The organism is Tenacibaculum sp. AHE14PA, assembly GCF_019278465.1.
GTDB classification, from domain to species: Bacteria; Bacteroidota; Bacteroidia; order Flavobacteriales; family Flavobacteriaceae; genus Polaribacter; species Polaribacter bernardetii.
On the sequence record NZ_CP058983.1, the window covers coordinates 1 to 25132 of the forward strand.

At 35.4% G+C, this 25132-nt stretch carries 15 protein-coding genes, 2 tRNA genes, 5 rRNA genes and 1 riboswitch; all 22 genes read left to right on the forward strand.

What is annotated here, in order from left to right; genetic code table 11:
* Positions 1 to 2868 (forward strand): 23S ribosomal RNA (locus tag H0I30_RS00005).
* Between the two features lie 99 nt (positions 2869 to 2967).
* Positions 2968 to 3076, forward strand: a 5S ribosomal RNA gene (gene rrf, locus H0I30_RS00010).
* Between the two features lie 1168 nt (positions 3077 to 4244).
* A 16S ribosomal RNA gene (locus H0I30_RS00015) occupies positions 4245 to 5762 on the forward strand.
* A gap of 81 nt (positions 5763 to 5843) precedes the next feature.
* Positions 5844 to 5917 (forward strand) — tRNA-Ile (locus H0I30_RS00020).
* Positions 5918 to 6002: 85 nt separating this feature from the next.
* A tRNA-Ala gene (locus H0I30_RS00025) sits at positions 6003 to 6076 on the forward strand.
* A gap of 223 nt (positions 6077 to 6299) precedes the next feature.
* Positions 6300 to 9184 (forward strand): 23S ribosomal RNA (locus H0I30_RS00030).
* Positions 9185 to 9283: 99 nt separating this feature from the next.
* Positions 9284 to 9392 (forward strand): 5S ribosomal RNA (rrf, locus tag H0I30_RS00035).
* Together the 16S, 23S and 5S rRNA genes with 2 tRNA genes alongside form the textbook arrangement of a ribosomal RNA operon.
* Positions 9393 to 9884: 492 nt before the next feature.
* Positions 9885 to 10145: a helix-turn-helix domain-containing protein gene (locus H0I30_RS00040; RefSeq protein WP_218772271.1), complete on the forward strand. Its 261-nt coding sequence runs from the start codon at positions 9885 to 9887 to the stop codon at positions 10143 to 10145.
* Positions 10146 to 10226: 81 nt separating this feature from the next.
* The gene (locus H0I30_RS13005; RefSeq protein ID WP_255555858.1) at positions 10227 to 10358 is read left to right on the forward strand and encodes a hypothetical protein; all 132 of its coding nucleotides are present in this window, start codon (positions 10227 to 10229) and stop codon (positions 10356 to 10358) included.
* 126 nt (positions 10359 to 10484) lie between these two features.
* Entirely contained in the window at positions 10485 to 10889 is a 405-nt protein-coding gene (locus H0I30_RS00045) for an IS30 family transposase (protein WP_255555923.1), read from the forward strand.
* Between the two features lie 414 nt (positions 10890 to 11303).
* Positions 11304 to 11428, forward strand: a riboswitch (SAM riboswitch).
* Between the two features lie 122 nt (positions 11429 to 11550).
* Positions 11551 to 12825, forward strand: coding sequence for an O-acetylhomoserine aminocarboxypropyltransferase/cysteine synthase family protein (locus H0I30_RS00050; protein WP_218772272.1), 1275 nt, complete (start codon positions 11551 to 11553; stop codon positions 12823 to 12825).
* An 88-nt stretch (positions 12826 to 12913) separates the two neighbouring features.
* Positions 12914 to 16318 (forward strand): bifunctional aspartate kinase/homoserine dehydrogenase I, encoded by a 3405-nt coding sequence (thrA, locus tag H0I30_RS00055; RefSeq protein ID WP_218772273.1) that lies wholly within the window; start codon positions 12914 to 12916, stop codon positions 16316 to 16318.
* A gap of 64 nt (positions 16319 to 16382) precedes the next feature.
* A complete protein-coding gene (locus H0I30_RS00060) occupies positions 16383 to 17549 on the forward strand; it encodes a PLP-dependent aspartate aminotransferase family protein (protein ID WP_218772274.1) in 1167 nt (388 codons plus the stop codon).
* A gap of 28 nt (positions 17550 to 17577) precedes the next feature.
* On the forward strand, positions 17578 to 17985 hold the full coding sequence (locus tag H0I30_RS00065) for an Rrf2 family transcriptional regulator (RefSeq protein ID WP_218772275.1): 408 nt from the start codon (positions 17578 to 17580) through the stop codon (positions 17983 to 17985).
* Between the two features lie 113 nt (positions 17986 to 18098).
* Positions 18099 to 18347, forward strand: a complete 249-nt coding sequence (locus H0I30_RS00070; protein WP_218772276.1) for a DUF2061 domain-containing protein — start codon at positions 18099 to 18101, stop codon at positions 18345 to 18347.
* A complete protein-coding gene (locus H0I30_RS00075; RefSeq protein ID WP_218772277.1) occupies positions 18347 to 18973 on the forward strand; it encodes a phosphoadenosine phosphosulfate reductase family protein in 627 nt (208 codons plus the stop codon). The genes H0I30_RS00070 and H0I30_RS00075 overlap by 1 nt, the downstream gene beginning before the upstream one ends.
* Before the next feature lie 12 nt (positions 18974 to 18985).
* Positions 18986 to 19888, forward strand: coding sequence for a sulfate adenylyltransferase subunit CysD (gene cysD, locus H0I30_RS00080; RefSeq protein WP_218772278.1), 903 nt, complete (start codon positions 18986 to 18988; stop codon positions 19886 to 19888).
* 104 nt (positions 19889 to 19992) lie between these two features.
* Positions 19993 to 21240, forward strand: a complete 1248-nt coding sequence (locus H0I30_RS00085) for a sulfate adenylyltransferase subunit 1 (protein ID WP_218773441.1) — start codon at positions 19993 to 19995, stop codon at positions 21238 to 21240.
* Between the two features lie 11 nt (positions 21241 to 21251).
* On the forward strand, positions 21252 to 21599 hold the full coding sequence (locus tag H0I30_RS00090; protein ID WP_218772279.1) for a 4Fe-4S dicluster domain-containing protein: 348 nt from the start codon (positions 21252 to 21254) through the stop codon (positions 21597 to 21599).
* A gap of 33 nt (positions 21600 to 21632) precedes the next feature.
* Entirely contained in the window at positions 21633 to 23738 is a 2106-nt protein-coding gene (locus tag H0I30_RS00095; RefSeq protein WP_218772280.1) for a HEPN domain-containing protein, read from the forward strand.
* Positions 23731 to 24504 (forward strand): uroporphyrinogen-III C-methyltransferase, encoded by a 774-nt coding sequence (gene cobA, locus H0I30_RS00100; RefSeq protein ID WP_218772281.1) that lies wholly within the window; start codon positions 23731 to 23733, stop codon positions 24502 to 24504. Before H0I30_RS00095 ends, cobA begins: the two co-directional genes overlap by 8 nt.
* Positions 24504 to 25076, forward strand: a complete 573-nt coding sequence (locus H0I30_RS00105) for a bifunctional precorrin-2 dehydrogenase/sirohydrochlorin ferrochelatase (RefSeq protein WP_218772282.1) — start codon at positions 24504 to 24506, stop codon at positions 25074 to 25076. The genes cobA and H0I30_RS00105 overlap by 1 nt, the downstream gene beginning before the upstream one ends.
* Positions 25077 to 25132: the final 56 nt, after the last annotated feature.

A 25132-nucleotide genomic window follows, 5' to 3' on the forward strand; every position in this document is an offset into this window, starting at 1 on the left:
TATGGCGGATGCCTAGGCTTTCAGAGGCGATGAAGGACGCGATAAGCTGCGATAAGTAACGGGGAGAAGCACATATTTTATGATCCGTTAATTTCCGAATGGGGCAACCCGGTATGTTGAAGACATATCACCTCGCAAGAGGGGCAAACCCGGTGAACTGAAACATCTAAGTAACCGGAGGAAGAGAAAACAATAGTGATTCCGTTAGTAGTGGCGAGCGAACGCGGATTAGCCCAAACCAATACTGTTACGGCAGTATTGGGGTTGTAGGGCTGCGACATTAGAATCTAAGTGAACTAGAATTGTCTGGAAAGACAAACCGAAGAGAGTGATAGTCTCGTATAGGTAAGCGAAGAAGATATAGCAGTACCCTGAGTAGTGCGGGACACGAGTAATCCTGTATGAATCCACCGGGACCATCCGGTAAGGCTAAATACTCCTGAAAGACCGATAGTGAACTAGTACCGTGAGGGAAAGGTGAAAAGAACCCTAAGTAAGGGAGTGAAATAGAACCTGAAACCGTACGCCTACAAGCGGTCGGAGCACATTTACTGTGTGACGGCGTGCCTTTTGCATAATGAGCCTACGAGTTACTGTTACTAGCAAGGTTAAGGATTTAAGGTCCGGAGCCGAAGCGAAAGCGAGTCTGAATAGGGCGACCATAGTTAGTAGTAGTAGACGCGAAACCGAGTGATCTACCCATGGGCAGGTTGAAGCTGTAGTAACATACAGTGGAGGACCGAAACCAGTTGACGTTGAAAAGTCTTTGGATGACCTGTGGGTAGGGGGTGAAAGGCCAATCAAACTCGGAAATAGCTCGTACTCCCCGAAATGCATTTAGGTGCAGCGTTGAGCGAAAATTTTATAGAGGTAGAGCTACTGATTGGATGCGGGGGCTTCACCGCCTACCAATTCCTGACAAACTCCGAATGCTATAAAATGTTACTCAGCAGTGAGGGCATGGGTGCTAAGGTCCATGTCCGAGAGGGAAAGAACCCAGACCATCAGCTAAGGTCCCCAAATATATGTTAAGTTGAACTAACGAGGTGAAACTGCTTAGACAGCTAGGATGTTGGCTTGGAAGCAGCCATTCATTTAAAGAGTGCGTAACAGCTCACTAGTCGAGCGGTTTTGCATGGATAATAATCGGGCATAAACATATTACCGAAGCTATGGATTTACGTTGAAAGACACGTAAGTGGTAGGGGAGCATTCTATTTGCGCCGAAGGTGTACTGTAAGGTATGCTGGAGCGGATAGAAAAGAAAATGTAGGCATAAGTAACGATAAAGGGGGCGAGAAACCCCCTCACCGAAAGACTAAGGTTTCCTCAGCGATGCTAATCAGCTGAGGGTTAGTCGGGTCCTAAGGCGAATCCGAAGGGAGTAGTCGATGGATAAACAGGTTAATATTCCTGTACTTCTTATAATTGCGATGGGGTGACGGAGTATTGAAAGCACCGCGAACTGACGGAATAGTTCGTTGAAACATGTAGGTATTAGGACTGTAGGTAAATCCGCAGATCTAGCTGAAGTGTGATAGTACAACAAATCTTCGGATGCGTTGATAGTGTGCCTAAAAGCTTCCAAGAAAAACCTCTAAGCTTCAGATTATAAGAACCCGTACCGTAAACCGACACAGGTAGTTGGGATGAGAATTCTAAGGTGCTCGAGTGATTCATGGCTAAGGAACTAGGCAAAATCGACCCGTAACTTCGGGAGAAGGGTCGCCCATCTTCGGATGGGCCGCAGTGAAAAGGTCCAGGCGACTGTTTATCAAAAACACAGGGCTTTGCTAAATTGAAAGATGATGTATAAGGCCTGACACCTGCCCGGTGCTGGAAGGTTAAGTGGAGTTGTTAGCCTTTGGCGAAGCAATGAAATGAAGCCCCAGTAAACGGCGGCCGTAACTATAACGGTCCTAAGGTAGCGAAATTCCTTGTCGGGTAAGTTCCGACCTGCACGAATGGTGCAACGATCTGGACACTGTCTCAGCCATGAGCTCGGTGAAATTGTAGTATCGGTGAAGATGCCGATTACCCGCAGCGGGACGAAAAGACCCCGTGAACCTTTACTATAGCTTCGTATTGGTTTTGGATAAGTAATGTGTAGGATAGGTGGGAGACTATGAAGCGGCGTCGCTAGGCGTTGTGGAGTTGTCCTTGAAATACCACCCTTTGCTTATCTAGAGTCTAACTCAGCAATGAGAACAGTGCGTGGTGGGTAGTTTGACTGGGGTGGTCGCCTCCAAAAGAGTAACGGAGGCTTCTAAAGGTTCCCTCAGCACGTTTGGTAACCGTGCGTAGAGTGCAATGGCATAAGGGAGCTTGACTGAGAGACATACAGGTCGATCAGGTACGAAAGTAGAGCATAGTGATCCGGTGGTTCCGCATGGAAGGGCCATCGCTCAAAGGATAAAAGGTACTCCGGGGATAACAGGCTGATCTCCCCCAAGAGCTCACATCGACGGGGGGGTTTGGCACCTCGATGTCGGCTCGTCACATCCTGGGGCTGGAGAAGGTCCCAAGGGTTGGGCTGTTCGCCCATTAAAGTGGCACGCGAGCTGGGTTCAGAACGTCGTGAGACAGTTCGGTCTCTATCTGCTGTGGGCGTTAGAAATTTGAGTGGATTTGACTTTAGTACGAGAGGACCGAGTTGAACTAACCTCTGGTGTATCTGTTGTTCCGCCAGGAGCACTGCAGAGTAGCTACGTTGGGAAGGGATAAGCGCTGAAAGCATATAAGCGCGAAACCCACCACAAGATGAGATTTCTTTAAAGGGTCGTGGAAGATTACCACGTTGATAGGATACAGGTGTAAAGGCAGTAATGTCATAGCCGAGTATTACTAATAACCCATAGGCTTATGTATAGTTCCCGACTTTCGGGTCGGGACGCAAACTCTTTTGATAATTTACGATATGATTTTACTAATATGTTAACTTATACAGTTGCAATATACTGAACGATTTAAGGTGATTATCGCAATGGGGCTCACCTCTTTCCATCCCGAACAGAGAAGTTAAGCCCATTTGCGCCGATGGTACTGCCAATGGTGGGAGAGTAGGTCGTTGCCTTTCTTTTAAACCTCAATCTTTATAGATTGAGGTTTTTTTTTGCTCTAAACTCAAATGAAAAAATAAGAAAAATGGGCAAAGGTATGAGGGTAAAAGGTGAAGAGTAAAATTAAAAGATTATCAATTCATCAAAGGTCAACCAGTCTTAATACTTATTGAAAAAACACTTTTTTAAGCAAAGATAATTCCTAGAAAATGTTTTTAAAACGAGTTAATTACTGCTATATAAGAGTATAGATTATTCAAATAAAAAAAGAATATACTATAATCACAAAAAGAGCTCATACGGAAAGGAAAAATGAATAAAAAGAGGATCAAATATTTTTGATCAAAAGCTTTATAGAGTTTAAAACAAACTTTTTTAAATAGTATATAAGAGTACTGCTATTATAATTAAGTCAATATTCAGAAAAATTAGCATGGTGCTATTATAATTTATAATCATCAGCGAAGTAAAAAAGAGCATAATAGTGAATAGTTTTATAGTATACATAAGTTGAAAAATAAGCGAATACACTATCAACTTAAGCTAGTTTTAGTTAGTAATCAATAGTACACTACTAAAATATGGGATTAATATTAGAGTTAAGTGTTTAAGGAACAGGGTAAAAAAAAATACTTAAAAGAAAAGGATAAAAAGGTAGTTGTTATGTTGAAAAAGGAATCTATATTTGCACCCGCTAAGGGGAAAACGAGTGCTACAGAGCATGAGTGAGATGCTTTAAAAGGTCATAAAAAATACTGGTTAAGATAGTTTTAATAAAGTGTAAAAAATAAGTTAAATATTACTTGTTTAGTACAGATTAAAGAGAGTATCTTTGCAGTCCGATTTAAGGTAAGTAGTTCATTAAAATGTTGTAAAAATAAACTTAAAAAAAGCTTCAAAAAGTTTTGTCAGTTTTAGAAAAGTTTATAGATTTGCAACCGCTTTAAGAAAGCGAAACGATCAGAGAAATTTTGGAATGATTTGGTAATAAAAATCAGTTAGTTCGAATCTAGCGTTTCTACAAAATTAGGATTTATAACGAGTGTTTTACAGCATGAGTGCGATACCCTAAAAGTTCATTGAAAATATTGAAATTGACAGCGTAAACAAAGAGTAGAATAACCACGTTCTAATTCGTTAGAACAAATTCTTTTGAAACTTATTCATTAATATTATTTAAAATATACAATGAAGAGTTTGATCCTGGCTCAGGATGAACGCTAGCGGCAGGCTTAACACATGCAAGTCGAGGGGTAACATTGTGCTTGCACAGATGACGACCGGCGAACGGGTGCGTAACGCGTATAGAATCTGCCTTGTACAGGAGGATAGCCTTTAGAAATGAAGATTAACACTCCATAATGTATAGAAGAGGCATCTCTTTTATATTAAATATTTATAGGTACAAGATGACTATGCGTCCTATTAGCTAGATGGTAAGGTAACGGCTTACCATGGCAACGATAGGTAGGGGGTCTGAGAGGATTATCCCCCACACTGGTACTGAGACACGGACCAGACTCCTACGGGAGGCAGCAGTGAGGAATATTGGTCAATGGAGGCAACTCTGAACCAGCCATGCCGCGTGCAGGATGACTGCCCTATGGGTTGTAAACTGCTTTTATACAGGAAGAAACCGTGCTACGTGTAGCACCTTGACGGTACTGTAAGAATAAGGACCGGCTAACTCCGTGCCAGCAGCCGCGGTAATACGGAGGGTCCAAGCGTTATCCGGAATCATTGGGTTTAAAGGGTCCGCAGGCGGTCAATTAAGTCAGAGGTGAAAGCCCATCGCTCAACGATGGAACTGCCTTTGATACTGGTTGACTTGAGTTATACGGAAGTAGATAGAATAAGTAGTGTAGCGGTGAAATGCATAGATATTACTTAGAATACCGATTGCGAAGGCAGTCTACTACGTATATACTGACGCTCATGGACGAAAGCGTGGGGAGCGAACAGGATTAGATACCCTGGTAGTCCACGCCGTAAACGATGGATACTAGTTGTTGGGTTTCGACTCAGTGACTAAGCGAAAGTGATAAGTATCCCACCTGGGGAGTACGGTCGCAAGACTGAAACTCAAAGGAATTGACGGGGGCCCGCACAAGCGGTGGAGCATGTGGTTTAATTCGATGATACGCGAGGAACCTTACCAGGGCTTAAATGTAGATTGACAGGACTAGAGATAGTTTTTCCTTCGGGCAATTTACAAGGTGCTGCATGGTTGTCGTCAGCTCGTGCCGTGAGGTGTCAGGTTAAGTCCTATAACGAGCGCAACCCCTATTGTTAGTTGCTAACAGGTAATGCTGAGGACTCTAGCGAGACTGCCGGTGCAAACCGTGAGGAAGGTGGGGATGACGTCAAATCATCACGGCCCTTACGTCCTGGGCTACACACGTGCTACAATGGTATGGACAATGAGCAGCCACTATGCGAATAGGAGCGAATCTATAAACCATATCACAGTTCGGATCGGAGTCTGCAACTCGACTCCGTGAAGCTGGAATCGCTAGTAATCGGATATCAGCCATGATCCGGTGAATACGTTCCCGGGCCTTGTACACACCGCCCGTCAAGCCATGGAAGCTGGGGGTGCCTGAAGTTCGTTACCGAGAGGAGCGACCTAGGGTAAAACTGGTAACTAGGGCTAAGTCGTAACAAGGTAGCCGTACCGGAAGGTGCGGCTGGAACACCTCCTTTCTAGAGAAAGATGGTGAGTTACAAAAGGGAAATTTTACTCTTTGCTGTTAATTTTAAAATACACTAATAACAAGCTATTATAGTCTCATAGCTCAGCTGGTTAGAGCGCTACACTGATAATGTAGAGGTCGGCAGTTCGAGTCTGCCTGAGACTACAAAAAGGCAAGTTATTAGAAAGGAAATTCTGGAAACAAGAGGATTCGACATTCAAATCTGGATAGTAATCTAGAGTTTAATAATGGGGGATTAGCTCAGTTGGCTAGAGCGCTTGCCTTGCACGCAAGAGGTCATCGGTTCGACTCCGATATTCTCCACTAGGCAATGCCTAGGGATAATTAAATTTATTCCAAGAGTATTGCAGAATTTAAGTTGATAAAATACTTATCAATGGCGATTCGCCATGTTCATTGACATATTGGTAAAATGATATCGTAAAGAAATCAAGATAGAGAGTTAATTGAAAGATTAACACAATATTTTTTATAAAAATAATTATAAAGAGCTCGTTCTAAATAGAGATATTTAGAGCAAAAAGTACAATAAGCTAAATAAGGGCGTATGGCGGATGCCTAGGCTTTCAGAGGCGATGAAGGACGCGATAAGCTGCGATAAGTAACGGGGAGAAGCACATATTTTATGATCCGTTAATTTCCGAATGGGGCAACCCGGTATGTTGAAGACATATCACCTCGTAAGAGGGGCAAACCCGGTGAACTGAAACATCTAAGTAACCGGAGGAAGAGAAAACAATAGTGATTCCGTTAGTAGTGGCGAGCGAACGCGGATTAGCCCAAACCAATACTGTTACGGCAGTATTGGGGTTGTAGGGCTGCGACATTAGAATCTAAGTGAACTAGAATTGTCTGGAAAGACAAACCGAAGAGAGTGATAGTCTCGTATAGGTAAGCGAAGAAGATATAGCAGTACCCTGAGTAGTGCGGGACACGAGTAATCCTGTATGAATCCACCGGGACCATCCGGTAAGGCTAAATACTCCTGAAAGACCGATAGTGAACTAGTACCGTGAGGGAAAGGTGAAAAGAACCCTAAGTAAGGGAGTGAAATAGAACCTGAAACCGTACGCCTACAAGCGGTCGGAGCACATTTACTGTGTGACGGCGTGCCTTTTGCATAATGAGCCTACGAGTTACTGTTACTAGCAAGGTTAAGGATTTAAGGTCCGGAGCCGAAGCGAAAGCGAGTCTGAATAGGGCGACCATAGTTAGTAGTAGTAGACGCGAAACCGAGTGATCTACCCATGGGCAGGTTGAAGCTGTAGTAACATACAGTGGAGGACCGAACCAGTTGACGTTGAAAAGTCTTTGGATGACCTGTGGGTAGGGGTGAAAGGCCAATCAAACTCGGAAATAGCTCGTACTCCCCGAAATGCATTTAGGTGCAGCGTTGAGCGAAAATTTTATAGAGGTAGAGCTACTGATTGGATGCGGGGGCTTCACCGCCTACCAATTCCTGACAAACTCCGAATGCTATAAAATGTTACTCAGCAGTGAGGGCATGGGTGCTAAGGTCCATGTCCGAGAGGGAAAGAACCCAGACCATCAGCTAAGGTCCCCAAATATATGTTAAGTTGAACTAACGAGGTGAAACTGCTTAGACAGCTAGGATGTTGGCTTGGAAGCAGCCATTCATTTAAAGAGTGCGTAACAGCTCACTAGTCGAGCGGTTTTGCATGGATAATAATCGGGCATAAACATATTACCGAAGCTATGGATTTACGTTGAAAGACACGTAAGTGGTAGGGGAGCATTCTATTTGCGCCGAAGGTGTACTGTAAGGTATGCTGGAGCGGATAGAAAAGAAAATGTAGGCATAAGTAACGATAAAGGGGGCGAGAAACCCCCTCACCGAAAGACTAAGGTTTCCTCAGCGATGCTAATCAGCTGAGGGTTAGTCGGGTCCTAAGGCGAATCCGAAGGGAGTAGTCGATGGATAACAGGTTAATATTCCTGTACTTCTTATAATTGCGATGGGGTGACGGAGTATTGAAAGCACCGCGAACTGACGGAATAGTTCGTTGAAACATGTAGGTATTAGGACTGTAGGTAAATCCGCAGATCTAGCTGAAGTGTGATAGTACAACAAATCTTCGGATGCGTTGATAGTGTGCCTAAAAGCTTCCAAGAAAAACCTCTAAGCTTCAGATTATAAGAACCCGTACCGTAAACCGACACAGGTAGTTGGGATGAGAATTCTAAGGTGCTCGAGTGATTCATGGCTAAGGAACTAGGCAAAATCGACCCGTAACTTCGGGAGAAGGGTCGCCCATCTTCGGATGGGCCGCAGTGAAAAGGTCCAGGCGACTGTTTATCAAAAACACAGGGCTTTGCTAAATTGAAAGATGATGTATAAGGCCTGACACCTGCCCGGTGCTGGAAGGTTAAGTGGAGTTGTTAGCCTTTGGCGAAGCAATGAAATGAAGCCCCAGTAAACGGCGGCCGTAACTATAACGGTCCTAAGGTAGCGAAATTCCTTGTCGGGTAAGTTCCGACCTGCACGAATGGTGCAACGATCTGGACACTGTCTCAGCCATGAGCTCGGTGAAATTGTAGTATCGGTGAAGATGCCGATTACCCGCAGCGGGACGAAAAGACCCCGTGAACCTTTACTATAGCTTCGTATTGGTTTTGGATAAGTAATGTGTAGGATAGGTGGGAGACTATGAAGCGGCGTCGCTAGGCGTTGTGGAGTTGTCCTTGAAATACCACCCTTTGCTTATCTAGAGTCTAACTCAGCAATGAGAACAGTGCGTGGTGGGTAGTTTGACTGGGGTGGTCGCCTCCAAAAGAGTAACGGAGGCTTCTAAAGGTTCCCTCAGCACGTTTGGTAACCGTGCGTAGAGTGCAATGGCATAAGGGAGCTTGACTGAGAGACATACAGGTCGATCAGGTACGAAAGTAGAGCATAGTGATCCGGTGGTTCCGCATGGAAGGGCCATCGCTCAAAGGATAAAAGGTACTCCGGGGATAACAGGCTGATCTCCCCCAAGAGCTCACATCGACGGGGGGGTTTGGCACCTCGATGTCGGCTCGTCACATCCTGGGGCTGGAGAAGGTCCCAAGGGTTGGGCTGTTCGCCCATTAAAGTGGCACGCGAGCTGGGTTCAGAACGTCGTGAGACAGTTCGGTCTCTATCTGCTGTGGGCGTTAGAAATTTGAGTGGATTTGACTTTAGTACGAGAGGACCGAGTTGAACTAACCTCTGGTGTATCTGTTGTTCCGCCAGGAGCACTGCAGAGTAGCTACGTTGGGAAGGGATAAGCGCTGAAAGCATATAAGCGCGAAACCCACCACAAGATGAGATTTCTTTAAAGGGTCGTGGAAGATTACCACGTTGATAGGATACAGGTGTAAAGGCAGTAATGTCATAGCCGAGTATTACTAATAACCCATAGGCTTATGTATAGTTCCCGACTTTCGGGTCGGGACGCAAACTCTTTTGATAATTTACGATATGATTTTACTAATATGTTAACTTATACAGTTGCAATATACTGAACGATTTAAGGTGATTATCGCAATGGGGCTCACCTCTTTCCATCCCGAACAGAGAAGTTAAGCCCATTTGCGCCGATGGTACTGCCAATGGTGGGAGAGTAGGTCGTTGCCTTTCTTTTAAACCTCAATCTATATTTAGATTGAGGTTTTTTTTTATGCGAAATTTAACTAGTTTAGTTATGATGAATTATAAACACACCTACTTAGTTACTTTTTTTTTGGAGAAATAAAAAACTAAGTTCTCTCTCAACTGTTATTTAAATTTCTTTACAAAAACTGAGATAAATAAGCATAAGTAGAAAGCTAAATTTAAAGCAATAATTACATCTAAATTGATATCTGTTGGAAAAAAAACAATTAGAATTTTAATTAGTATGCGGAATAATAAACTTCTGAATTTGTACAAGCTTAGAAACCAAAGAAAAGCGGTTTAAATTATAAATCAAAAAAAATTGGCAAAAATCTAATACCGTACATAATTCATTAAGGTAAAATAGTATTCGAAATTTCCTCCCACTTTTGTTATTTTAAGTTAAGGTAAATTACTGCGTTCTTTTGCGTACTCAAGAACTTAACGCAACAAATCTAAATTAATAGATTTGTTATTATGGTACGTAAAAAAAATAACCGACTCACTCTTAAAGAAAGGATTCAAATTGAAACGCTTTTAAAAGAAAATAAGTCTAAATCTTACATCGCTAAAACTCTAAATAGATCTCGTTCTACTATCACTAGAGAAGTTAATAAATGGGTACAAACTGAGAAAGATAAATACTCTACAGAATTAGCTAATTGGAATGCTAAAGACGACTATTTAAACAAAAGAAATACTGATAAAATATCTATTCATAAAAAACTTAGAATTTAAGTTTTTAAAGGACTTTTATCACAATGGACGCCTGAACAAATTGCAGGAAAATTAAAACTAGATTTTCCTAATGGCCCAATTATGTCAATATCACATGAATCTATTTATAGATACATTTATACGCAATCTCAAGATCGTTTAAATAAAAAACTAATCAATCTACTTGTACGTAAAAATCACGAAGGAGACCTACTAAAAAGAAAAGAGGAATAGGTAGTAAAATCATCAACCAAGTCAGTATTGATAATAGACCTAAGCATATTGAATTAAGACAAGAAATTGGATATTGGGAAGGAGATTTAATGATTGGTAAAAAATCAAAAATGAGCTATTGGAACAATCGTTGAACGTAAATCTAGTTATACTTTAATTGTAAAATTAAAAGCTAGAAACTCTAGAGAAGTAGCTAAAATTTTTTCTAAAATTCTTAATAAATTAAACCCTATATTAAAAAAAATGATGACTTACGATAATGGTGTAGAAATGGCAAGGCACGAAAATATAACTCAAAAAATAGGTGTGAAAATCTACTTTGCTCACCCCTATTCTTCCTGGGAAATAGGTACCAACGAAAATACAAATGGACTCATTAGAAGGTACCTGCCAAAAGGAACAGACTTTAATCTAATTAACAAAAAGCAACTCATGATTATTCAAGAAAAATTAAACAATAGACCTCGAAAAATTATTGGATATAAAACGCCTAAAGAAATTATAGATTCTGAACTAAAATTTGTAGCTTAGACTCGCTAAATAAACTGCAACGTTTTTTGCGTTAGAACCTTGAATGCAGCTTTTCCTTAACAAAATCATGAGCAAAGCTGTTATTAATAGAGGCAATTACTATCTATATATTTCTTATTTCTGTATTTTATTTTTATCAAAAAACATAATAATATAGCTTTTGATTAAAGTTTGAGTGTCTAGAGCGATAAATTCAAGGCTTTCGACGAGAAATAAATAATAGGAAGTTACCTTTATATATTTTATTTATTATTATAATATATATAAAGTATTGACTTGTAGTTTTTTAGGTTTTTTTTTCTTTTTTATTTTGGAAGATTAAAATATTTTTGAATAAAAAAAGCAAGAAAAGTTAGGATATTAACTTTTTATAATTGAATATTTGCAGACACGAAGTTCAATAACTTATTGACAATGTTATCAAGAAAGGTGGAGGGATTAGACCCTATGAAACCTTAGCAACCCTTTGTTTAAGACAAAGAAGGTGCTAAATTCTACTTAATTTTAAATTCATTTATTTAAAGTTGGATAGATAACTCAAAAAGTAATTATTCATCTATAATTGCTATCATTCTTCATAACATTTTTCTAGTAGGCTCGTCAAAATTTTGACGCATTTGACTTTTGTTTTAATTTTTATTATCTCAAAAAAACAAGAAAAATGAGTACACAAAAATTCGCAACTAACGCGTTGCACGCAGGTCATGATGTAAAACAAACGGCAGGAACAAGAGCAGTTCCTATTTACCAAACAACATCATATGTTTTTAATGATTCAGATCAGGCAGCAGATCTTTTTTCATTAAAAGAATTAGGATTTATTTACACAAGATTAAACAATCCTACAAATCAAATCTTACAAGATCGTTTAGCTTCTTTAGAAGGTGGGACTGGAGCGGTAGTATTTGCATCCGGTACAGCAGCAATTTCAACAGGATTATTAACATTGTTAAAAGCAGGTGATCATATTGTAGCATCAAGTAGTTTATATGGTGGTACTTACAATTTATTAAGTGTTACTTTACCAAGATTGGGTATTACAACAACTTTTGTTGATGCTTCAAACCCACATAATTTTGCTTCAGCTGTGCAAGATAATACAAGAGCTTTTTTCGTAGAATCATTAGGTAACCCGAAGTTAGATGTGTTAGATTTAAAAGCAATTTCGGCACATGCAAAAAAAGCTGAAGTTCCTTTTATAGTTGATAATACAGTAGCTACACCAGCATTGTTAAACCCGATTGAATATGGTGCAAATATTGTAATTCATTCACTAACTAAATACATTGGAGGTCAAGGAAACTCTTTAGGTGGCGCTATTATTGATGCAGGAACTTTTAATTGGGCAAATGGGAAATTTCCTGAGTTTACAGAGCCGTCATCAGGATATCACGGATTGGTATATCACGATGATTTAGGCGCAGCTTCTTATACCTTTAAATTAATTTTAGAAGGACTAAGAGATTTTGGAGGCGCTTTAAGTCCTACAAATGCGTTTAATATTATTCAAGGATTAGAAACCTTAGATATCCGAATAAAAAAACATAGTGAGAACGCATTAGATTTGGCTAAATGGCTAGAGCAACAAAGAGAAGTAGCTTGGGTAAATTATCCTGGTTTAAAGAGTAGCTCATATAACAAATTAGCAAAAAAATATTTGCCAAAAGGACAAAGTGGTATTGTTACATTTGGTGTAAAAGGTGGTTATGAAGCAGCCAAAAAAATAGCAGACAATACCAAAATTTTTTCATTATTAGCAAATATTGGAGATACCAAATCTCTAATTATTCATCCAGCAAGTACAACCCATCAACAATTAAGTACAGAAGCGCAAGTAAGTGCAGGAGTAACGAATGATTTGATTCGTTTATCTGTAGGGTTAGAAAGTGTAGAGGATTTAATAAATGATTTAAAAGAATCTTTTTCAAAAATTTAAAACATAGAGAAATCGAATGTTTTGATTCTTGCTTTGAAGGGGAAATATGGTTATGTAAATCATTCGATTTTATATCAAAAAACAAATAATGTTGACAGAGAATTTAGCACATATAAATATTATTGATTTTATTACCGAGAGTGATATTTTACTAAATAAAATACGATTAAGTTATCAGGTTTTTGGTAAAGAATTAGGAACTGCACCTGTGGTATTAATCAATCATGCTTTAACAGGAAATAGCAATGTAGCAGGTTTTAAAAATGGCTGGTGGAAAGATTTAATAGGAAAAAATAAGGCAGTAGACACAAATAAATATTCAGTTTTATGTTTTAACATTCCAGGAAATGGTCATGATAGTTTTTTAATAGACAATTATAAAGATTTTATAGCAAGAGATATTGCTAAGTTATTTTTAATCGGATTAGAAAAATTAAAAATTAAACAATTATTTGCTTTAATAGGAGGTTCTTTAGGAGGTGGAATAGCATGGGAAATGGCTGTTTTAAACCCAAAAATAACAAAACATTTAATTCCGATAGCAACCGATTGGAAAGCTACCGATTGGTTAATTGGTAATTGTCAAATTCAAGAACAATTTTTATTAAACTCGAGTAATCCTGTACACGATGCTCGTATGCATGCAATGTTATGTTACAGAACTCCTAAATCTTTTAAAGAACGTTTTTATCGTTCTAAAAATGAAAACTCGGAAGTTTTTAATGTAGAAAGTTGGTTGTTATACCATGGTAATAAACTACAAGAACGTTATCAATTAGCATCTTATAAATTAATGAATCAATTATTAAAAACAATTGATGTTACTAGAGGTAAAAATGATTCAAGTGTTTTAGAAACAATTGAAGCTGATATTCACATTATTGGAGTAGATTCAGACTTATTCTTTACTGCTGAAGAAAATAGAGAAACTCAAAAAGAGCTAGCTTTAGTACATGCCAACGTTACGTATAATGAAATAAATTCGATTCACGGGCATGATGCTTTTTTAATTGAATATGAGCAGTTAGAAAAAATAATTGCGCCAATATTCAATTTAAACTCAAAAAATAACAAAATGAAAATAATAAAATTTGGCGGGAAATCGCTGTCGAATAAAGGAATTACAAATGTAATTTCGATTATAGAAAAAAAAGTAAACGAGCAAGAAAATATAGCGGTTGTTGTATCAGCAAGAGGAAATGCTACAGATCAATTAGAAGAAATTTTAGAAAAAGCTGCAAAAAATAAACCTTATCAAAATGAACTCGAAACAATGAAATATGAACAATCTCAATTAACACCGTTAGTTGATTTTACTCCTGAATTTTCTCGTTTAGAAAAACTTTATGAAGGTGTTAGTCTATTAGGGGATTTTAGTCAAAAAATAAAAGATGAAGTTTTAGCACAAGGTGAGTTATTATCAGCCAAAACAGTTTCAGTGCTTTTAAATAAAAAAGGGATAAAAGCCAACGTAACAGATGCTAGAGAACTGTTAATTACGGATGAAAATTTTGGTAATGCACAACCAATTTTAAACATATCTAAAGAAAATGTAATAAAGCATTTTAAAAAGCATAACCGAGATACTATTAATATTATAACAGGTTTTATAGCATCTAGTTTAAAAGGAGAAACCACTACTTTAGGTAGAAATGGAAGCAATTACACAGCAACATTATTAGCGAATTATTTAGATGCTGAGGAGTTACAAAATTATACGCATGTTGATGGAATTTTTACTGCAAATCCTGATTTGGTTGCAGATGCAAGGAAAATAGAAGAATTATCATTTACTGAAGCAAATGAGTTAGCAAATTTCGGAGCTAATATTTTACATGCAAAAACTATTATACCGCTTTTAGAAAAAAACATCAATCTTCGAATTTTAAACACGTTTAATCAAGATAATTCAGGAACATTAATCACTGCTAAATCAAAATCAAAAGGCATAAAATCATTATCGGTTTTAGACAATGTAGCATTGCTAAATTTTGAAGGACGAGGTTTGTTGGGTAAAGTAGGTGTAGATGCACGTATTTTTAGAGCCTTAAGTAATAACGGTATTAGTGTAAGTATTATTTCTCAAGGTTCATCAGAAAGAGGTATTGGTTTAGTAATTGATAAAGAAAAGGCAACAGCAGCTGTACAAGCTTTAGAACAAGAGTTTGAAAGCGATTTTTATACCAAAGATGTAAATCAAATTTCAATTAAAGATGATGTCGCTGTAATATCAATTATAGGTCAAGATTTAAGTGAGTTTCATCATCCGTATAATGCGTTGATAAAAAATCAAATTGTACCATTATTGTTTAACAATACAGTTTCAGGAAAAAATGTAAGTTTGGTTGTTAAAAAAGAACAATTACACAAAGCGTTAAATGTAATTCATGGGCAAGTTTTTGGAGTTGCAAAAAAAATAAATATAGCCATATTTGGTAAGGGATTAGTTGGAGGAACTTTAATTAATCAAATTATAAAAAACACCAAATCTATATTAGAAAGAAAAAAAATACAGCTAAATATTTTTGCCATAGCAGGTTCTAAAAAAGTATTGTTAAGTAGTGATGGAGCTGTTGAAAATTGGAAAACAATTTTAAAAAATAACGATGAGGAAACTCATATTGTTGATAGCGTAATAGATTTTGCAAAAAAGCACCATTTAGAAAACTTAATAGCTGTTGATAATACTGCAAGTAGTGAATTTATAGAAAACTATATACCATTAATAGAAAACGGTTTCGATTTAGTTTCTTCTAATAAAATAGCAAATACGGTATCTCATGATTTCTATAAAAAACTACGAAAAAAATTAGAAATTAATAACAAATCATATTTGTACGAAACGAATGTTGGTGCAGGTTTACCTTTAATTGATACCATTAAATTATTGCACGATTCTGGCGAAAATATTACACGTATTAGAGGGGTGTTTTCAGGTTCGTTAAGTTATTTATTTAATAAGTTTTCTTCGGATGAAGTTCCGTTTTCAAACGTATTACAAGAAGCAATTGATAGCGGATTTACAGAGCCAGATCCGAGAGAAGATTTATGTGGTAATGATGTAGCAAGAAAATTATTAATTTTAGCTAGAGAGTTAGATTTAGAAAATGAGTTTGAAGATATTTCTATTAAAAATTTAATTCCAAATGAATTTAGAAATATTACTTCTGAAGAATTTTTAGCAAACTTAGATAAATTAAATTTTCATTTTCAAAATGAAAAAGAACTTCAAAAAGAAAATCATGTGTTGCGATATATAGGCGATTTACATGGCGATTTATCAAAAGTAAAAGGAGAGTTAGATGTTAAATTAGTGTCGGTACCGGTAGGTTCACCTTTAGGAAGTTTAAAAGGTTCGGATGCTATTTTTGAAATATTTACAGAATCATATGGTGAGCAACCTATTGTAATTCAGGGAGCAGGAGCAGGGGCAGAAGTAACTGCAAGAGGTGTATTTGGTGATGTTTTACGATTAGCAAAAATTAATAATTAGACACTAAGCGTCATTTAAATATACTAGATGTTGATTAATCAATATCTATAAAAAATTAACAAATATGAGCAAGAACTTCGAAACCATAGCAATTAGAACACAAACAGAACGTTCACAATTTTCAGAGCACTCAACACCATTATATTTAACATCTAGTTTTGTTTTTGATGATGCAGAAGATATGAGAGCATCATTTGCAGAAGAAAAAGAGAAAAATTTATATAGTAGATTCTCAAATCCTAATACTACAGAATTTGTTGATAAAATAGTTGCTATGGAAGGTGCTGAAGCTGGTTATGCTTTCGCAACAGGTATGGCAGCAGTGTTTTCTACATTTGGAGCATTGTTAAATGCAGGAGACCATATTGTTTCATGTCGTTCAGTTTTTGGATCTACTCATAGTTTATTTACCAAATATTTACCAAAGTGGAATATTGAAACTAGTTATTTTAATATTACTGAAGTAGATACAATTGAGAGTTTAATTAAACCAAATACTAAAATTTTATATGCTGAAACTCCAACAAATCCAGCAGTTGATATTATTGACTTAGAATTATTAGGTGAGATATCAAAAAAGCATGGTTTGTTATTGGTTATAGATAATTGTTTTGCTACTCCGTACCTACAAAATCCTATTAAGTTTGGAGCTGATATAGTTTTGCACTCAGCAACTAAGTTAATTGATGGACAAGGAAGAGTCTTAGGAGGTGTAGCTGTTGGACGTAAAGATTTAATAAAAGAAATTTATTTGTTTTCAAGAAATACTGGCCCTGCAATGTCACCGTTTAATGCTTGGGTTTTATCAAAAAGTTTAGAAACATTAAGTATTCGAGTAGATAGGCATTGTGAAAATGCTTTAAAAGTAGCCAGCTTTTTAGAAGAACATCCGAAGGTAAATTTAGTAAAATACCCTTTTTTAAAATCACATCCTCAATATGAAATAGCAAAAAAGCAAATGAAATTAGGTGGTAACGTTGTTGCTTTTGAAATTAAAGGAGGTATTACTGCGGGAAGAAATTTCTTAAACGCAATTAAAATATGCTCATTGTCTGCAAACTTAGGTGATACAAGAACAATTGTAACGCACCCAGCATCTACAACACACAGTAAATTAAGTGTTGATGATAGGTTAGAAGTAGGAATTACAGATGGCTTAGTAAGAAGCTCTATCGGTTTAGAAAATGTAGTAGATATTATTAATGATTTAAAACAAGCTTTAGAGAATTAACAATTAAATAAAAGTGTATTTTTGTAGTATGCTTTCTAAAAAAACAAAATACGGCTTAAAAGCGCTAGCATTTATTGCTAGGCAAGAAAAAGGAGATAAAGTCCAAATAGCAACGATCTCTAAGAGCGAAAATATTTCTCATAAATTTTTAGAAAGTATATTACTTACCTTACGAAAAGCTGGATTTTTAGGCGCTAAAAAAGGAAAAGGTGGAGGTTACTATATGTTAAAAGAACCATCAGAAATAAAAATGACTGATGTTATTAGAACTCTAGAAGGACCTATAGCAATGTTACCTTGTGTAAGTTTAAATTACTATGAAAAATGTAGTGATTGTCCTGATGAAGATGCCTGTTCTGTTCATAAATTAATGATTCAGGTTAGAGATAATACATTAAAAGTTCTTCGCAGTAATACACTAGCTGATTTAGTTTAATATACAGAATTAATTTTTAAATAAAAAGTATATGTTCTTTGATATGATAAGGGATATTATATATTTGCAAATAATTACCCTACTAACCCTATAGGTTTAATATTATTAAAATAATGCTTGAGCAATTTATAAAAGAAAATAGTGATTATAACATTGATAAACTATCTGAAAAACCGATACGAAGTATAGTTAAGTCATTTAGCTGGCGTATTGTGGGAACTATAGACACTGTTTTAATTTCTTGGATAATTACAGGGAAGTTAACAACTGCTTTTTCAATAGGAGCTGTAGAATTAGGAACAAAAATGGTTTTGTATTTCTTTCACGAGAGAATTTGGAACAAAATAAAATGGGGAAAATAATGAGTTTACAAGATGAGTTTAATGTTGAAGAGTTAAACAAAGGATTAGAAAAATTAAGTCCAAAAGAAATTGTAGAATGGGTTTTTGAATTAAATAAAAAAACAATAGTTACTACTAATTTTAGACCTTATGAAGTTGCTCTTTTGCATTTAGTAACTAAAGATAACCCTTCAATTAAAGTTGTTTGGTGTGATACAGGTTATAATACTCCTCAAACATATAAACATGCAGAAGAATTAATTGATAAACTGAGTTTAAATGTTCATTTATATGTGCCAAAACAAACTGTGGCTCATCGTAATATAACTATGGGACTTCCTTCTGTAGAAGATGAAAACCATGAGAAATTTACAGAACAAGTAAAGTTAGAACCTTTTAAAAGAGCAATGGCTGAACATCAACCAGAAATATGGTTTACTAATTTACGTAAAGGACAAACAGCTTTTAGAGATAGTATTGGTGTAATTTCATTTAGTAAAGAAGGAGTTTTAAAAGTAAGTCCTTTTTATAACTGGTCAGATAAAGATTTAGATGAGTATTTAAGCGATAATAAGCTTCCGAATGAGTTTAAATATTTCGACCCAACAAAAGTAGAGAGTAACAGAGAATGTGGATTACACATTTAAAAGAATTAGAAGATGAGTACAATAATAAAAGTAGGCGCTTTAGAAAGTGAAGCCATTTATATATTTAGAGAAGTAGTCGCTCAGTTTGAAAAACCAGTATTGTTATTTTCAGGAGGAAAAGATAGTATAACATTGGTAAGACTTGCTCAAAAAGCATTTTATCCAGCTAAAATTCCGTTTCCTTTAATGCATATAGATACAGGACATAATTTTCCTGAAACAATTGAATTTAGAGATCGTTTAGCAAAAGAATTAGGTGTTGAATTAATTGTTAGAAACGTTCAAGACAATATTGATAAAGGAAGAGTAAAAGAAGAAACAGGTAAGTACGCTAGCCGAAACATGCTACAAACCGAAACATTATTAGATGCAATTGAAGAGTTTGGTTTTGATGCATGTATTGGTGGCGCTCGTAGAGATGAAGAAAAAGCAAGAGCAAAAGAACGTATTTTTTCTGTTCGTGATGATTTTGGTCAATGGGATGAAAAAAATCAACGTCCTGAATTGTTTGACATGCTAAATGGAAGAATTGATTTAGGGCAAAATGTACGTGTTTTCCCTATTTCAAACTGGACAGAGTTAGATGTTTGGTCATATATTAAAAGTGAAGAAATTGAAATTCCATCAATTTACTTTGCACATAAAAGAGCTACTTTTTTAAGAGATGGATTAATATGGTCAGCAGAAGACGATGTTGTTTATAGAGATGAAAATGAAGAGGTAGAAGAAAGAATGGTGCGTTTTAGAACTGTTGGAGACATGAGTTGTACAGCAGCTGTACTTTCTGATGCTGTTGATATAAATACAGTTGTAGATGAAATTAAAGTATCAACTATATCAGAGCGAGGTGCTCGTATAGATGATAAACGATCAGAAGCAGCAATGGAGAAACGTAAGCAACAAGGGTATTTTTAAAATTCACTAAAGTGAATTTTCCATTTAACTAAAGCATTTTAGTCTTTAGTAATTTAAATATAGGTAAATAGTAAAATATAGCTATGAGCCAAAAGCATAAACAAATGAATGTATTAAAAATAGCAACAGCAGGTAGTGTAGATGATGGTAAAAGTACCTTAATCGGACGTATTTTATATGACACTAACTCATTAACAGATGACAAGCTAGAAGCAATTGAAGAAAAAAGTAAGCAAAGAGGTTTTGATTATTTAGATTTTTCATTAGCAACAGATGGTTTAGTTGCAGAAAGAGAACAAGGTATTACGATTGATGTAGCACATATCTATTTTTCGACCCCAAAAACGAGTTTTATTATTGCTGATACTCCAGGGCATATTGAGTATACACGAAATATGGTTACAGGAGCTTCAAACTCACAAGCATCAATTGTGTTAATTGACGCACGTAATGGAGTAATTGAGCAAACTTACCGTCACTTTTTTATAAATACACTATTAAGAGTTGAAAACGTAGTTATAGCTATTAATAAAATGGATTTGGTTGATTTTTCAGAAGAAAAATTTAATCAAATAAAAAATGAAATTGAATATTTAGCAGGCAAAAGTTCTTATAAAAGTCAAAAATTAACTTTTATACCTATGTCAGCTTTACAAGGAGACAACGTTGTTAAAAAATCAGAAAATACACCTTGGTATAAAGGAGAAACATTATTAGACCATTTAGAAGGTTTAGTTTCTGAAGATTTACAAGAAAAGTCTCAAACACGTTTTCCTATACAAACTGTTATACGACCTAAAACAGATAAATATCATGATTTTAGAGGATATGCAGGTAAAATTTATGGAGGAGATTTAGCTGTAGGAGATTCGGTAACCGTATTACCATCAGCAACAGCATCTAAAATAAAGAGTATTCACTTCTTTGATAAAGAGTATTTAGAAGCTAAAAGAGGAAGTTCGGTAACAATTACTTTAGAAGATAATGTAAATGTAAGTAGAGGTGATATGTTGGTGAAAACAAATGAACAACCAACAGTTGCTAAAGAATTAGATGCAACTATTTGCTGGATGGATAAAGATCCTTTAGAAGCTTCTAATAAGTATTATGTAAAACATGGAGTAAACGATGTGCAAGCAAAAATAATGTCATTATCATCCATTATAAAAACTGATTTTTCAGGAACAGAAGAAAACCCATCACAATTAACATTAAATGAAATTGGAGATGTAACTTTAAAATTAAGTAAACCATTATTTTTTGATTCTTATGATAAAAATAAAGCAAATGGAACTTTTATTTTAATCAACCCAAAAACAAATAATACAGCCGGAGTTGGCTTTATTAAGTAATTCAGAATAGTATGGCAATTATAATAACCGACGAATGCATCAATTGTGGGGCATGCGAACCAGAATGCCCAAATACAGCTATTTATGAAGGGGCTGAAGATTGGAAATATAGTGAAGGAACTTCATTAACAGGAAGTATAAAGTTAAAAGATGGTATTGAAGTAGATGCAGATGAAACACAAGAAGCTGTATCTGACGAATATTATTTTATAGCACCTGATAAATGTACAGAATGTATAGGGTTTCATGAAGAACCACAATGTGCGGCTGTATGCCCAGTAGATTGTTGTCTACCAGATGACAACCATGTAGAAACAGAAGAAGAATTATTGGCAAAACAAAAATTCTTACATAATTAAAAGTAACGCTTACGAGCTTTAAGATATAGAGTAATGCAAAGTTTTAGAACCGAAATAGAAAACCCAATTGTAGAAAAAGATATTCTAGAATTAGAGAGAAAAATCCAACTATTTAAAGAAGGAAAAATAGACGAAGAACGTTTTAGAAGTTTACGTTTGGCAAGAGGAGTTTACGGTCAGCGTCAATTTGGAGTACAAATGATTCGTATAAAATTACCTTACGGTAAAGTTACTAGCGAACAATTACATAGAATTTCAGACGTTTCAGATGAGTATTCTCGTGGAAGATTACATATTACTACTAGACAAGATATTCAAATACATCACGTAAGTTTAGATAGAACGCCAGAATTATGGGCGCAATTAGAAAAAGACGATATTACTTTAAGAGAAGCTTGTGGAAATGCAGTAAGAAATATTACAGCATCAGAAACTGCGGGAATCGATGTAAACGAACCTTTTGATGTTTCGCCGTATGCAGATGCTACGTTTAAATTCTTTTTAAGAAACCCAATTTGTCAAGAAATGGGACGTAAATTTAAAATGTCTTTTTCGGGTACAGATGATGATACAGCAATTAGTTTTATTCATGATTTAGGGTTTATTGCAAAAATAAAAACTGAAAACGGAGTTACTAAAAAAGGATTTAAAGTGTTGTTAGGTGGTGGTTTAGGATCGCAACCAAGACATGCTGATGTTATTTACGACTTTTTAGAAGAAGATGTTTTAATACCAACAATTGAAGGTGTTTTAAGAATTTTTGATCGATTTGGAGAGCGTGCAAAAAGAGCAAAAGCAAGGTTAAAGTTTTTAGTTAAAGAATTAGGTGTTGAAGCTTTTTTGCAATTAGTTTCTGACGAAGTTAATGCTTTAGAGAATAAAACATTTAAGGTAGATACTACCGAGTTTGAACAACCAATTGTTTTTCAAGATATCGAAATTCCTTTAGTAAAAATTGAAGATGAATCAGCGTATAAAAAATGGAAAGAAACCAATGTAATCAAACAAAAAAAAGAAGGTTTATTTGCAATAGGGCTTAAAATTCATTTAGGTGATTTTTACACACCAAAAGCACGTTTGTTAGCAGATTTAGTTAAAAAATATGCAGCAAATGAAATTCGTTTAACCTTACGTCAAAACATTTTAATTCGCCATGTAAAAGAAGCATTATTACCATTTTTTTATGTTGAGCTACAAAAATTAGGTTTTGCAAAATCAGGGTATAATTCTACAGCTGATATTACAGCGTGTCCAGGTACTGATACTTGTAATTTAGGAATTTCTAGCAGCACAGGAATTGCGGTAGAACTAGAAAAGGTATTAGAAGAAGAATATCCGAAGTACTTGAATAATAAAGAAATCGCTATTAAAATTAGTGGTTGTATGAATGCTTGTGGGCAACATAATATGGCACACATTGGTTTTCAAGGAATGTCTATAAAAGTAGGCGCTTTACAAGCACCAGCATTACAAATTTTAATAGGTGGCGGTATTTTAGGTGATGGAAAAGGGCGTTTTTCTGATAAATTAGTTAAAGTACCAAGTAAAAGAGGTCCAGAAGCATTACGTATTTTATTAAATGATGTAGAGGCAAATCAGCAAGAAAATGAAACCTTTTTAGCGTATTATGATAGTCAAGGAAAAACATATTTTTATGATTTGTTAAAAGGATTATCTGATACATCAAACTTAGCGCCAAGTGATTTTATTGATTGGGGACATTCAGAAAATTATGTAAAAGCAATTGGAGTAGGAGAATGTGCAGGAGTAGTAATTGATTTAATAGCAACACTTTTATTTGAAAGTGAAGAAAAAATTACAAATTCAGAAGAAGCATTAAAGGAAGGTTTATTTTCTGATAGTATTTATCATTCATATACATCTTTGGTTAATACAGCAAAAGCATTATTAATTGCAGAAAATGTAAAAACAAATACACAAGCAGGTATTATTACTAGCTTTCAAGAGCATTTTATAGCTACCGATAAAGTTAGTTTAGATACTAGTTTTGAAGATTTTGTATATCAAATAAAGAAAGAAGCACCAACAAAAATATTTGCAGAGAGCTATTTAAACGATGCGAAAGCATTTTATAAAAAGATTGATGCTTATAGAAAAACAGCAGTAAGTAATGTATAATAAGATTCCGAAATTAACCGTTGTTGGCGCTGGTCCAGGAGATGTAGATTTAATTACGCTAAAAGCTATTAAAGTTTTAAAAACTGCTGATGTTGTTTTATATGACGCCTTGGTTAATGAAGAGTTATTAGATTTTATAAACCCGAATGCAGAATTAATTTTTGTAGGAAAACGTAGAGGTTGTTATAAATATCAACAGGAACAAATAAATGAGTTAATTGTTGAAAGAGCAAAAACTCATGGACATGTAGTTCGTTTAAAAGGCGGTGATCCTTTTATTTTTGGAAGAGGTGCAGAAGAAATGGAGTTTGCAGCAGCTTTTAATATAGAAACAGCAATGGTTCCAGGTATTTCATCTTCTTTAGCAGTACCAGCATATCAAAATATACCTGTTACAAAACGTGGAAGTGCAGAAAGTTTTTGGGTAATTACAGGTACAACAAAAGAACATAAACTATCTAACGATGTAGCTTTAGCAGCAAAATCTAAAGCTACAGTAGTGGTGTTAATGGGAATGGGGAAACTAGCTGAAATTGTAGCATTATTTCAAAAAGAAGGTAAAAATGAATTACCAGTAGCTATAATTCAAGACGGAACAACTTCAAGAGAAAAGGTAGGTATTGGAACTGTAGATACTATTTTAGATATTGTAAAAGAAAATGAGCTAAGTAACCCTGCAATTATTGTTTTAGGCGAAGTTGTAAAACATAGAGAAGCTTTAAAAAAGGCAAAAGAAGAATATTCAAGAGATTTAATAGCTGTATAATGGAACAAAACGAATTATATCCAATTTTTTTAAAAACCCAACAATTAGAGATACTTATTGTAGGGGGAGGTTTTGTCGCTTTAGAAAAATTAACGTTTTTATTAAAATCAAGTCCGAATTCTAAAGTAACAATGGTTTCTATTTTTTTTAGAGAAGAAACAGAAGCGTTAGCAAATAAGTTTGATATAAAAATGATTAACATTAAATATGATAGCTCTTTTTTAAAAAATAAACACATGGTTATTGCAACAACAGACAATGTTGATGTAAATGTGCAAGTTTATAGAGACTGCAAACAAAGGAATATTTTAGTAAATGTAGCTGATAACCCACCATATTGTGATTTTTTTATGGGAGGTATTGTAACAAAAGGAAATGTGAAAATTGCAATTTCTACCAATGGGAAATCACCAACTACGGCAAAAAGATTACGACAATTCTTTGAAGAAATAATTCCAGAAGACATTAACGAATTAGTTCAGAATTTAAATAAATATAGAAAAACAATTAAAGGGAGTTTTGAAAATAAAGTAGTACAGTTAAATCAATTAACAAAAAGTTTAATAAGTTAAAAGATTACAACTTTTATAAAATAAGAAATAAAAGAGTTAAAGTTCGTTCCTATTTC